Origin of the sequence: Streptomonospora halophila, from assembly GCF_039542725.1 — a bacterium.
Lineage (GTDB): Bacteria > Actinomycetota > Actinomycetes > Streptosporangiales > Streptosporangiaceae > Streptomonospora > Streptomonospora halophila.
Genome location: NZ_BAABIK010000039.1, coordinates 22,237 through 34,040, shown reverse-complemented (window position 1 = coordinate 34,040; position 11,804 = coordinate 22,237). Strand labels below are relative to the sequence as shown.

11 protein-coding genes are annotated in these 11,804 nt (G+C 72.4%); 3 read left to right on the top strand and 8 right to left on the bottom strand.

Annotated elements, in window-relative coordinates:
- Positions 1-80 precede the first annotated feature (80 nt).
- The 6 genes from ptsP to ABEA15_RS23230 all read right to left on the bottom strand — a co-directional run bounded on the left by ptsP (position 81) and on the right by ABEA15_RS23230 (position 4,699).
- Positions 81-1,763, bottom strand: coding sequence for a phosphoenolpyruvate--protein phosphotransferase (gene ptsP / locus ABEA15_RS23255; protein WP_345559042.1), 1,683 nt, complete (start codon positions 1,761-1,763; stop codon positions 81-83).
- A 12-nt stretch (positions 1,764-1,775) separates the two neighbouring features.
- The gene (locus ABEA15_RS23250; RefSeq protein WP_344141633.1) at positions 1,776-2,033 is read right to left on the bottom strand and encodes an HPr family phosphocarrier protein; all 258 of its coding nucleotides are present in this window, start codon (positions 2,031-2,033) and stop codon (positions 1,776-1,778) included.
- A 24-nt stretch (positions 2,034-2,057) separates the two neighbouring features.
- Entirely contained in the window at positions 2,058-2,753 is a 696-nt protein-coding gene (locus ABEA15_RS23245; protein ID WP_344141634.1) for an HAD family hydrolase, read from the bottom strand.
- Positions 2,750-3,196, bottom strand: a complete 447-nt coding sequence (locus ABEA15_RS23240) for a PTS sugar transporter subunit IIA (RefSeq protein WP_345559039.1) — start codon at positions 3,194-3,196, stop codon at positions 2,750-2,752. The genes ABEA15_RS23245 and ABEA15_RS23240 overlap by 4 nt, the downstream gene beginning before the upstream one ends.
- 79 nt (positions 3,197-3,275) lie before the next feature.
- The gene (locus ABEA15_RS23235; protein ID WP_311544230.1) at positions 3,276-3,524 is read right to left on the bottom strand and encodes a PTS sugar transporter subunit IIB; all 249 of its coding nucleotides are present in this window, start codon (positions 3,522-3,524) and stop codon (positions 3,276-3,278) included.
- A 131-nt stretch (positions 3,525-3,655) separates the two neighbouring features.
- The gene (locus ABEA15_RS23230; protein ID WP_344141638.1) at positions 3,656-4,699 is read right to left on the bottom strand and encodes an SIS domain-containing protein; all 1,044 of its coding nucleotides are present in this window, start codon (positions 4,697-4,699) and stop codon (positions 3,656-3,658) included.
- 182 nt (positions 4,700-4,881) lie between these two features.
- On the opposite strand from ABEA15_RS23230, the gene ABEA15_RS23225 reads away from it, so the two are divergent.
- Complete coding sequence (locus tag ABEA15_RS23225) at positions 4,882-5,622, top strand: GntR family transcriptional regulator (RefSeq protein WP_344141639.1); 741 nt, start codon at positions 4,882-4,884, stop codon at positions 5,620-5,622.
- Between the two features lie 71 nt (positions 5,623-5,693).
- Positions 5,694-7,121, top strand: coding sequence for a PTS transporter subunit EIIC (locus tag ABEA15_RS23220; RefSeq protein ID WP_344141641.1), 1,428 nt, complete (start codon positions 5,694-5,696; stop codon positions 7,119-7,121).
- A gap of 213 nt (positions 7,122-7,334) precedes the next feature.
- On the opposite strand, the gene secA is transcribed toward ABEA15_RS23220, so the two are convergent.
- Positions 7,335-10,277, bottom strand: coding sequence for a preprotein translocase subunit SecA (gene secA, locus ABEA15_RS23215; RefSeq protein WP_345559036.1), 2,943 nt, complete (start codon positions 10,275-10,277; stop codon positions 7,335-7,337).
- Positions 10,278-10,473: 196 nt separating this feature from the next.
- On the opposite strand from secA, the gene ABEA15_RS23210 reads away from it, so the two are divergent.
- Positions 10,474-10,959 carry an aromatic acid exporter family protein gene (locus ABEA15_RS23210; RefSeq protein ID WP_345559034.1) on the top strand — a complete coding sequence of 162 codons (486 nt, stop codon included), beginning with the start codon at positions 10,474-10,476 and terminating at the stop codon, positions 10,957-10,959.
- A gap of 136 nt (positions 10,960-11,095) precedes the next feature.
- On the opposite strand, the gene hpf is transcribed toward ABEA15_RS23210, so the two are convergent.
- Complete coding sequence (hpf, locus tag ABEA15_RS23205) at positions 11,096-11,782, bottom strand: ribosome hibernation-promoting factor, HPF/YfiA family (protein WP_344141645.1); 687 nt, start codon at positions 11,780-11,782, stop codon at positions 11,096-11,098.
- Positions 11,783-11,804: the final 22 nt, after the last annotated feature.

Here is an 11,804-nt window from a genome sequence, read left to right as displayed (position 1 = left end):
GAGCGCGGGAGCCGGTGCGTCGGGCCGCGCCGACGCCTCCGCGCGCGGATCGGGGGCGCGGTCGGCGCGCGGAGGACCGGCTACAGGCCCAGCTCGGCCAGCCCGGGAAGCCGCTCGGCCGCCGCGGCGCGGGCCTCCTCCGGGCCCCGGGCGGCGCGGGCCGCCTCGGCGGCGGCGCGGCACTGGGCGAGTTCGGCGCGGGCGAGGGCGGCCCGCACCAGCGGCAGGGCCGACGCGCCCATGGACAGGCTGGTGGCACCGAGCCCGGCCAGTACGCAGGCGAGCAGCGGGTCCGCCGCCGCCTCGCCGCACACGCCGCAGCTTCGGCCCGCGTCGGCGGCGGAGGCCGCCGACGCCGCCACCAGGTCCAGCACCGCGGGCTGCCAGGGGTCCTGGAAGCGCCCCAGCCCCGCGGTCTCGCGGTCGGCCGCGCACGTGTACTGCGTCAGGTCGTTGGTGCCGATGCTGAAGAAGTCCGCGTGGCGGGCGATGTGGCGGGCGCGCAGCGCCGCGGCGGGCACCTCGATCATCACACCGGCGTGCTGGATGCCGGCCTTGGCCGCTGCCGCCGCGAACCACTCGGCGTCGGCCGTGTCGGTCACCATGGGCGCCATGACCTGCAGATGGGCGCCGGTGTCGCGTTCGGCTTCGGCCAGGGCCGCCAGCTGCGCGTCCAGGGTTCGGGGCAGCCTGCGCATCATCCGCAGCCCGCGCTCCCCCAGCGCCGGGTTGGGCTCCGCCTCGCCCGCCGGGAGGAACTCCAGCGGCTTGTCGGCGCCGGCGTCCAGTGTGCGCACCACGACCCGCCCTCCGGGAAACGCCTCCAGCACCGCCCGGTAGGCCGCGACCTGCTCCTCGTGGCCGGGGGCGTCGGCGCGGTCGAGGAACAGGAACTCGGTGCGGTACAGCCCCACGCCCTCGGCGCCGTTCTCCAGCGCGGCGGGCAGGTCCTTGGGTCCGCCGATGTTGGCGAGCAGCGGCACCTCGTGCCCGTCGGCGGTGCGGCCGGGCCCGGTGCTGCGGGCCGCCGCGGCGGCGCGGGCCGCGGAGGCGGCGGTGGCGGCCTCGACGGCCGCGGGGTCGGGGTCGAGGACCACGTCGCCGGTGGCGCCGTCGACCAGCACCATCGTCTCCTCGGCGACCTCCTCCGCGCCGGGGCAGGCGACCACGGCGGGCAGGCCCAGCGAGCGGGCGAGGATGGCGGTGTGGCTCGTCGGCCCTCCCTCGCGGGTCACGAACGCGACGACGCGCTCGGGGTCGAGCGCGGCGGTGTCGGCGGGCGCGAGGTCCTCGGCGACCAGCACGAAGGGGACGTCGGATTCGGGGATGCCGGGCACCGGCGCGCCCATCAGCCGCGCCACGATCCGGTCCCGGACGTCGTCCAGGTCGGCGACGCGGGCGGCGAGGTACTCCCCCGCCCCGGCGAGCATCTGCCGGTAGACCGCCATCGCCTCGGAGACGGCGCGCGCCGCCGAGGCGCCCTCCTCCACGCGCTTGCGCACGTCGTCGGCGAGGGCGGGGTCGCGCGCCATGAGCGCCTGGGCGTTGAGCACCTCGGCGGCGTCGCCGCCGGCGGCCTGGCCGCGATCGGTCAGGTCGCGGGCGGTCTCCTCCATCGCGCCGACGGCGCGTTCGGCCTCGGCGGCGGCGTCGCCGCCGTGTCCGGCGTCGGGCTCCGGCGCGGGGATGTCGCGGACCAGCCGCTTGGCGGGTCCGTGGCCCGCACCGGGACTGACCCCGGCGCCTTTGAGCGTCTGCGGCATGCTCTCCCCCACCTAACCGGCGTCGGCGATCTCGGCGAGCCGGTCGAGCAGCGCCTCGGCGTCCTCGCCCTCGGCGGTGATGACGATCTCGTCGCCCTTGCGGACGTCCAGGCCCATCACGGCCAGGATGCTCTTGGCCGAGACCGGGGCGCCGTCGCCCTTGGCGACGGTCACCTCGGAGCCGCCCTTGGTGGCGGCCTCGACGAACAGGGCGGCGGGGCGGGCGTGCAGGCCGACCTCGGACTGGACTGTGATTCGGCGTTGCGCCACGGGACGCACCTTTCTTCGGGGTTGCTACTGCTCGTCTTGCGGTCGCTGCCCGGGCCGCTCCGGGCGGGCGATCCGGGGCCAGTCGACCTCGGTGAGGCGGTCGACCACCAGATCGGCTTTGTCCAGCACCGCGGGATCGTGGGTGGTGGTGATGCCGACGACCCGCATGCCGGCGCGCCGCCCGGCCTCGATCCCGGCGGGGGTGTCCTCGAACACCACGATGCGCGCGGGGTCCTCGCCCAGCAGGCGGGCGCCGCTGAGATAGCCCTCGGGGTCGGGCTTGCCCTCGGTGACGTCGGTGGCGGTGACCAGGCCGCGGAACATCGGCAGCACGCCCAGGCGGTCCAGGGCGGTGCGCGCCCACCCGCGGCCGGCGGAGGTCACCAGGCCGAAGGGGACGCCGTCGGCGTGCAGGCGGTGCAGAAACCGCACCGACTCGGGCAGCTCCTGCGAATCGGGGAGGTCGGGCGCGGCCTGGATCATCTGCAGCTCGGCGAGCAGCACGTCCCAGGTGACGCCGGGGAACAGGTGGGGGTCCTCGTTGAGCACGTCGGCACCGCGGCGTCCCATGAAGCGGTGCAGGGTGCTCTCGTCGTGGGGGACGTTGTGCATGTCCAGCAGCCGCGACCACACCTGCATGGAGCGGGGCTCGCTGTTGATCAGCGTTCCGTCGAGGTCGAAGAGGGCGGCGCGGGGCGCGGTGTCGTCGATCGGCGTCATGACCACGTGAACAACGCGCTGCCGGCGGCCACTTCCCCTTCGGCGGTGGCGCCCACGGCGGCGGCGTCGGCGTCCAGCGCGACGACCGGCACGACGGCGGACAGGCCCTGGGCCTCGATCCCGGCGGGGTCCCACCGGATGACGGGGGTGCCGGCCTCGACGTGCGCGCCCTCGTCGACGAGCTTGTCGAACCCGGCGCCGTCGAGCTTGACGGTGTCGATGCCCAGGTGCACGAGCACGCCGCGCCCTGCGTCGGCGACCACCATGAACGCGTGCGGGTGGAGCTTGGCGACGCGGCCGCTGACGGGGGCGACGGCCTCCTGCGGGTGCGGCGCGGGCCGCACGGCCGCGCCGGGGCCGACCATGCCCTGGGCGAAGACCGGGTCGGGGACCTCCGACATGGCGACGGCGGTCCCGGGAACCGGGGAGAGCACTTGGAGCACGCAGCACCTCCTGCGGACGGGGCGCGGCCGCCGGCGGCGGACCGCGCCCGGTGAGTGATGTCTGCCGGACCGACCGGGGTCAGTCGAGCAGGTCGTTGATGTCGTCGGTGAGCGCGTCGGCCTCGGGCCCCACCACGACCTGCACGACGTTGCCGGAGATCAGCACGCCGTGGGCGCCGGCGGCCTTGAGCGCCGGCTCGTCGACCTTGGCCGGGTCGCCGACCTCGGTGCGCAGCCGGGTGATGCAGGCCTCGATGTCCTCGATGTTGCCGGCGCCGCCGAGCCCGGCGACGATCGCCGCTGCCTTGTCGGCCATGTGTTCCTCCAGTTCGGTCGTGCGTGGTCCGGTGCCCGGCCGGTCGGCGCGGAGTCCGCGACCGGGGGTGCCGTGGCGCCGGGGACGATTCGAGCTTAAGCGGCGCCGCGGGCGCCGCCCACCCGGCGCCCTGGCCGCGCCGGCTAGGAGGTCTGGGTGACCTTGCCCAGGCCTCGCGGGGAGTCGGGGTCGTATCCCAGCCGCCGGGCCAGCCGCTCGGTGATCAGCTGGGCCGGGACGATGAGCGAGATGGGGGCAAGCCACTCGGGCAGCTCGGGAGCCGGCACGCACAGGTCGCAGGCACCGGCGAGCGCGGAGCCGCCGCCGATGCCGTAGGCGGGCGCGCCCGCCGCGGTGACGCGCTCGGCCAGCGCCACGGTGCCCTCCAGGGTGGGGCCGGAGTTGGCGGCGGTCAGCAGTGCGGGGGTGGAGCGGTCGACCACGGCGATGGGCCCGTGCAGCAGGTCGGCGTAGGACAGGCCCATCGCGTGCAGGTAGCAGGCCTCCTTGAGCTTGAGTGCGGCCTCCAGCGCGGTCGAGAAGGCCATGCCCCGCCCGGAGACGACGGCGCCCTGCACGCCCACGAGGCGCTCGGCGATGGCGTCGGTGTCGTCGGTCGGGCGCGCGAGCACCCGGTCGACGGCCTCGGGGACGGCCTGCAGCTCGGCGGGGTCCAGGTCGGCGCCCAGGCCGAGGGCGAGCACGGCCAGGGCCGCCAGCTGGGTGGTGTAGGTCTTGGTTGCCGGGACCGCGAGTTCGCTGCCGGCGCGGGTGACCATGGCGACGTCGGCGGCGCGGGTCAGTGGGGAGCCCTCGCCGTTGGTGATGCCGACCGTGCGGGCGCCGCAGTCGGCAGCCCAGGCCATGGTGTCGACGATCTCCTCGGTGCGGCCCGACTGGGAGATGGCGACGGCGAGCACCCCGGACAGGTCGACCTTGGCGCCGTAGGTGGTGGCGATGGAGGGCGAGGCCAGGGTGGCCAGGCGGCCGGCGTGGGCCTGGAGCAGGTAGCTGCCGTAGACGGCGGCGTTGTCGGAGGAGCCGCGGGCGATGAACAGGACCTGACGGGTCTCCCGGCCCAGAGCCGCGATCTCCGGCGTGAGCGGCAGCAGCGTGTCCAGGGTCGCCCGCAGGGCTTGGGGCTGCTCGGCGATCTCCGAGCGCATGACGCTCGCGGTGGTAGTCATCAGATGTCTTCCCTCGGATCCGTCTCGGTGCCGACGCGCCGCTGTGGCCAGCGGATACGGCAGCTCGCCGGATGTCGCCGACGGTGCCGCGGTCCATATATTGACACGCGTGGAGGAGCTGTGGTCTAGTCCGGCCTATACCAGTCATACCAGAATCTCACACGACCGAACAGGCGACCTCCATGGCGATCGACCCCACGAGTCCCGTCCCCAAGTATTCACAGCTGAGGGACCTGCTACTGGACTGGATCGTGGAGACCGGCCTGTCGGTGGACGACCCGATCCCCTCGGAGCGCGAACTCGGCCAGCGCTACGGGCTGTCCCGGATGACGGTCCGCCAGACGATCGACCTGATGGTCTCGGAGGGCAAGCTCTACCGGGTTCCGGGCAAGGGCACATTCCTGGCCCGCCCCAAGATCGAGATGTCCCTGGCGCTGGCGTCGTTCACCGAGGACATGCGCGCCCGCGGCTACCGCCCCGGCGCCCAGGACCTGGTCCGCCGGGTCCTGCCCGCCAGCGGGAGCACCGCGCGGGCCATGGGCCTCGCGCCCGAGACACCGGTCCACCACATCGAGCGCCTGCGCACCGCCGACGGCGAGCCCATGGCGGTGGAGCGCTCCAACATCCCCGTCGACCTGGCACCCGGCCTGGACCGGCACTCGCTGGCCGGCCGCTCGCTCTACGCGGTGCTGGAGCAGGAGTACGGGATCATCCTCGACTCCGGTGAGCAGACGATCGAGGCCGGCGTCTGCGACCCCGCCGACGCCAAGCTGCTCGGCCTTCCCCAGAACAGCCCCGTGCTGTCCATGCGGCGCCGCAGCTTCGCCAACGGCCGCTGCGTGGAGATGGCCACCTCGCGGTACCGCGCCGACCGCTACACGCTGCACTCGCGCCTCGACCCCCGACGTCCGGGCGGCTCCTGACCACCGCCCGGCCCCACCGCGCACGCATCCGCGCGTACGCACCATCCGACCCGTTCCAACTGGGAGGAACCGTGAGTTCCACTTCGGCAGCCACCGGCGGCCCACCGGCCGCAGGCTCGTCCTCGAAAGTACTGGGAGTGCTGCAGCGCATCGGCCGCAGCCTGATGATGCCCATCGCCGTCCTGCCGGCGGCGGCGATCCTACTGCGCCTGGGCCAAGGCGACATGCTCGGCAGCAACGGCGCCGAACCCGGCGGCCTCGCCGACGCCGCCGGCATGGCCTGGATGGAGCCCGTGGCCGGCGTCATCGGCACCGCCGGCGACGCGCTGTTCCAGGCTCTGCCGCTGCTGTTCGCCGTGGGTGTGGCCATCGGCTTCGCCAAGCGCGCCGACGGCTCCACGGCGCTGGCGGCGGTCGTCGGCTACGCCGTGTTCGACCGCGTCACGAAGTACATGTTCTTCAACTTCGACCCCAGCGGCGAACTGCGCGGCACCGTGACGACCTACGACGACGCGGGCACCGAGATCGTCAACTGGGGCGTGAAGAACCCCACCGACGTGCTCGGCGGCATCGTCATCGGCCTGCTCGCCGCCCTGCTGTGGCAGCGCTACTACCGCATCAAGCTGCCTACCTGGCTGGGCTTCTTCGGCGGCCGCCGCTTCGTGCCGATCATCACCGCCGTGGCCTCGCTGCTGCTGGCCGTGGTGTTCGGCTTCGTCTGGCCCACCGTCGGCGGCTGGATCAACGGCCTCGGCGAGTGGATCGTGGGCTCGGGCGCTGTGGGCGCCGGCGTCTACGGCGTCGTCAACCGGCTGCTGCTGCCCTTCGGCCTGCACCACATCGTCAACTCGGTGGTGTGGTTCGTGTTCGGCAGCTACACCGACCCCCAGACCGGCGACGTCTTCCACGGCGAGATCAACCGCTACCTCGCCGGCGACCCCACCGCGGGCGGCTTCCTCTCCGGCTTCTTCCCCGTCCTGATGTTCGGGCTGCCCGCCGCCGCCTTCGCGATGTGGCGCGCCGCCCACCCCAGCCAGCGCGCCGCCGTCGGCGGCATCATGATCTCGGCGGCGCTGACCGCCTTCGTCACGGGCATCACCGAGCCGATCGAGTTCGCGTTCATCTTCATCGCGCCGGTGCTCTTCGTGGTGCACGTCGTGCTCACCGGCATATCGATGGCGATCCTCAACGCCCTGGACGCCCATCTGGGCTTCGGGTTCTCGGCCGGCCTCATCGACATGGTGCTCAACGCCTTCAAGTCGAACACGACGGGGCTGGTGTGGATCCTGCTCATGGGCGTGGTCTACGCCGGGCTGTACTACGTGATCTTCTACTTCCTGATCACGCGCCTGAACCTGCCCACCCCGGGCCGCGAGCCCGCGGAGGAGCAGGCGTCGGTGGCCGCGAACCCCGACGCCTCGGCCGATGCGGATGCTGCGCGCGGCTCGGGTACGTCGAGCGGCTCGGGCGGTGCCGGCGGCGGCAAGGGCGCCGACTGACGCCCCGCGGCGCACCGCCGCGGTCGCCGGCCGGCCGGACGCCCGCACGCGGGTGAGCCGGGGCGGATCCCGCGAGAAGCCTCCGGGATCCGCCGCCGGACGGCGGAGGCCGCGGCACACGGCACAAGCGAGACGGCGACGGCCGCGGCCGGAGTACTCCCACTCCGCCGCGGCCGTCGCCGTCTCGTGCCGGGACCGCGCCCCGCGCCCTCGCTAGGAGGCGCGGTTGCGCGGGTCCCCGTGGCACTTCTTGAACTTCTTGCCCGACCCGCAGGGGCACGGTGCGTTGCGCGAAGCGCCGGCGTAGGCGTCCTCGACGGTCTCGGTGCGGGTGTCGACGCCGCCGTCCTCGGAGGGCGCGGAGTACTGGAGGCGGCTCGGGCGGCTCTGGCCGAAGCCCGGCACCACGAGCTCCTCGCCGCCGTCGTCGACGGCGTCCTTGTCGGCCGCGGCCTCGCGGTCGGCGGCGGCCTCGGCCTCGACGACGTCAGCGGGCTCCAGACCGGCCGACTCGGCGCCGGCCTCGTCCTCGGACTCCTCGCCGGTATTCACCGCGCCCGCGGCGCCCTCGGCCGGGGTGGGGGTGACGACCGCCCCGCCGGTGCCCGCGGCGGCGACCGCGGCGCTGGCCGGGGTGACCGACGCGCTGGTCTTGCCGCGGACCTGCACCTCGACGTTGAAGAGGTAGCCGACGGACTCCTCCTTGATGGCCTCGAGCATCTCCTGGAACATGTCGAAACCTTCCCGCTGGTACTCGATCAGCGGGTTGCGCTGGGCCATGGCCCGCAGGCCGATGCCCTGCTGGAGGTAGTCCATCTCGTAGAGGTGCTCGCGCCACTTGCGGCCCATGACCTCCAGGATCACGCGCCGCTCCAGCTCGCGCATGGCCTCGGAGCCCAGCTCCTCCTCGCGCCGCGCGTAGGCCTCGTGGGCGTCCTCCAGCACGCGGGCGGAGATGATGTCGGGCGTCAGCGTGGTGAGCTCGCCGCCGTTGTCCTCGATCAGGTCGTCGACGCTGAAGCTGATCGGGTAGATCTGCTTGAACGCCTTCCACAGCCGGTCGAGGTCCCAGTCGCCGGCGTCGCCCTCGGCGGTGGCGGCGCGGACGTAGCCGTCGAGCACGTCGTCGAGCATGCCCGCCGCCTGGTCCTGCAGGTCGGCGCCTTCGAGGACCTTGTGGCGCTCGGCGTAGATGACCTTGCGCTGGCGGTTGAGGACCTCGTCGTACTTCAGGACGTTCTTGCGGATCTCGAAGTTCTGCGCCTCGACCTGGGCCTGCGCCGACTGGATCGCCTTGGTGACGACCTTGGACTCGATGGGCTGGTCGTCGGGGATGTTCAGCCGGTCGTAGATGAGCTCGACCCGCGCGCTGTTGAACAGCCGCATGAGGTCGTCCTCGAGCGAGAGGTAGAAGCGCGAGAGGCCGGGGTCGCCCTGGCGGCCGGAGCGGCCGCGCAGCTGGTTGTCGATGCGCCGGGACTCGTGGCGCTCGGTGCCCAGAACATAGAGCCCGCCGGCCTCGACGACCTGCTCGTGCTCGCTCTCGACCTCCTTCTTCGCCTTCTCCAGCGCCTCGGGCCAGGCCTCCTCGTACTCCTCCGGGGTCTCCAGCGGGCTCAGGCCGCGCCGCTGCAGCTCCTCGTCGGCCATGAACTCGGGGTTGCCGCCGAGCATGATGTCGGTACCGCGGCCGGCCATGTTGGTAGCGACGGTGACCCCGCTGAGCTTGCCGGCCCGGGCGACGATCGAGGCCTCACGGGCGTGGTTCTTGGCGTTGAGGACCTCGTGGTCGATGCCGCGCCGCTTGAGCATCTTCGACAGCAGCTCGGACTTCTCGACGCTGGTGGTGCCGACCAGGACCGGCTGGCCCTTCTCGTTGCACTCGGCGATGTCGTCGACGACGGCCTCGAACTTGGCGTCCTCGCCCTTGTAGATCACGTCGCGCTCGTCGGCGCGGATCATCGGCTTGTTCGTGGGGATGGGCACCACGCCGATGCCGTAGGTCTGGTTGAACTCCGCGGCCTCGGTGACGGCCGTACCGGTCATGCCGGACAGCTTGTCGTAGAGGCGGAAGTAGTTCTGCAGGGTGATCTTGGCCTGGGTCTGGTTCTCGTCCTTGATCTGGACGCGTTCCTTGGCCTCGATAGCCTGGTGCATGCCCTCGTTGTAGCGGCGCCCGCGCAGGACGCGGCCGGTGAACTCGTCGACGATGAGCACCTCGCCGTCCTTGACGATGTACTCCTTGTCGCGCCGGTACAGCTCCTTGGCCTTGATGGCGTTGTTCAGGAAGCTGATGAGGGGCGTGTTCACCGACTCGTAGAGGTTGTCGATGCCCAGGTAGTCCTCGACCTTGGCCACACCGCTCTCGGTGATGCCGACCGTGCGGTTCTTCTCCTCGACCTCGTAGTCGGTCTCGCGGCGCAGGCGGGGAGCGATCTTCGCGAACTCGGCGTACCACTTCGAGTTCTGCTCGGCGGGGCCGCTGATGATCAGCGGGGTGCGGGCCTCGTCGATGAGGATGGAGTCGACCTCGTCGACGATCGCGAACGGGTGGCCGCGCTGGACCGTCTCCTCCAGCGAGATGGCCATGTTGTCGCGCAGGTAGTCGAAGCCGAACTCGTTGTTGGTGCCGTAGGTGATGTCGGCGGCGTAGGCGGCCTGGCGGTCGGTGCGCGCCATCTCGGGCGCCAGCACGCCGACCTTGAGGCCGAGGAACTGGTAGATGCGGCCCATGTTCTCGGCGTCGCGCTTGGCCAGGTAGTCGTTGGGGGTCACCACATGCACGCCGTCGCCGGACAGCGCGTTGAGGTAGACGGCGAGGGCCGAGGTCAGCGTCTTGCCCTCACCGGTCTTCATCTCGGCGATGTTGCCGAGGTGCAGTGCCGCGCCGCCCATGAGCTGGACGTCGAAGGGGCGCTGGCCGAGCGTGCGCGTGGCCGCCTCGCGCACAGCGGCGAACGCCTCGGGCAGCAGATCGTCGAGCGACTCGCCGCCGTTGTGGCGCTCGCGCAACTCGTCGGTGAGTTCGCGCAGCTCGGTGTCGCTGAGATCGACGAAGTCGTCCTCGATCGAGTTGATCTGGTCCTTCAGCTTGTTGAGCCTGCGCAGAATCTTGCCCTCGCCTGCGCGGAGGACCTTGTCGAGTATGGCTGGCACTTCTTATGCGCTCCTCGCAGATCTGGGCCCGCGTCTGGAGGCGGGACGGATCCTTGACCCCCAGCTTTCCATCTTAGGCGACGGTTCCGCCCCGCCGTGCACTCACGGATGGTCACAGCACCGTCACGGACGCGTCGCCCCCGGTAGGCGGCCGTTTGGGGCCCGCGGATCCGGTTATCCCGCCCATGAAGGGATCGTGCACACCGAACTGGTACCGGGGGGTGCCGTGATGACGGACGGCGAGGGCTCCGAGGCCCCGGCCGAGACCACCGGCGGCCGGCGCGAGGGGCGCGCGAAGCGCGGACGTACGCCCCACCGCTATGTCCGCGGCTACCAGGGTGCGGGCGGCGACTTCGCCCCCACCAACACCCACCGGGGCCGGACGGCCTCGTGGGTCGCCGTGGGGGTGTTCCTCGCCGGTTTCCTGACCGGCGGGATCGGTATCGCGCTTGGCGTGAACTGGTGGCTGATCGGCGCCGGACTGGTGCTGATGGCCGTCGGCGGGGTGCTCTTCCTGGTGACCGACATCTTCACCGACGTGGTGCTGGACGAGCCGCACTACGAGTCGGAGGAGCCGCACAATACCCCGCTGCACCGCATCAAGGCCGAGGACCGGCAGCGCGCGGAGGGCGAGGAGGGCCACCGCGCCGCGGCCGACGACCGGCCGGCCCCCGGCGAGTAGGCCGGCCCGCTGCGGCCGGCGGCAGCGGGGGCCTCCGGTGCGCACCGCCGCGGCAAAGGGGTGCCGCGGCGGTCGCGCGCGGCGGCCCCGCGGAGAGGACACCGGGGCCGCCGTCAGCCGGTCCGGGCCCGGCGGGTCAGTCCACCAGGCGCAGCACGCCGTAGTTGAAGCCCTTGCGGCGGTACACCACGCTGGGGGCGTCGCGCTCCTCGTCGTGGAACAGGTAGAAGTCGTGGCCCACCAGTTCCATCTCCATGAGGGCCTGGTCGATGGTCATCGGTTTGGCTGAATGGAACTTCTCGCGGACGATCACCGGGCCGTCCCCCTTGGTGTCGAGCTCGACGAAGGCCTCGGCGAATTGTTCGTCGACCGCGCTGCCGTCGAACTCGTCGGGCTGCGGGGCGGGGGCGGGCACCGTCGGGGACTTCGCCGCCTCGCCCGGCCCGCGCGCCGGGGCGGCCGCGTCGTTGCCGAGATCGGCGGTCGCGGCGGCGACGGAGACGGGAGCGCGGTTGCCCTTGTGCACCTTGTTGCGGTCGGCGAGCTTGCGGAGCCGCGACTCGATGCGGCCGATCGCAAGGTCGAGGGCGTTGTAGCGGTCGTCGGCGGACGCCTCACTGCGGATGACCGGGCCGGTGGAGCGGATGGTCAGCTCGACCCGCTCGCGCATGTCGGCGAGCTTCGGGTTCCGCTCCTTGGACACCTCCACATCGACGCTCATGCCCTTCTTCTCCCACTTGGAGAGCTTGGTCAGCTTGTTCTCGACGTGCTGCCGGAACTTGTCGCTGACACCGGTGCGCCGACCTTTGACGATGATGTCCACAAGACCCCCTTCAACGCGTGGC

Bases quoted from the DNA above. Each gene is read 5' to 3' on its own strand.
- ptsP (WP_345559042.1), bottom strand. From the start codon at position 1,763: ATGCCGCAGACGCTCAAAGGCGCCGGGGTCAGTCCCGGTGCGGGCCAC.
- ABEA15_RS23245 (WP_344141634.1), bottom strand. From the start codon at position 2,753: ATGACGCCGATCGACGACACCGCGCCCCGCGCCGCCCTCTTCGACCTC.
- ABEA15_RS23230 (WP_344141638.1), bottom strand. From the start codon at position 4,699: ATGACTACCACCGCGAGCGTCATGCGCTCGGAGATCGCCGAGCAGCCC.
- ABEA15_RS23225 (WP_344141639.1), top strand. From the start codon at position 4,882: ATGGCGATCGACCCCACGAGTCCCGTCCCCAAGTATTCACAGCTGAGG.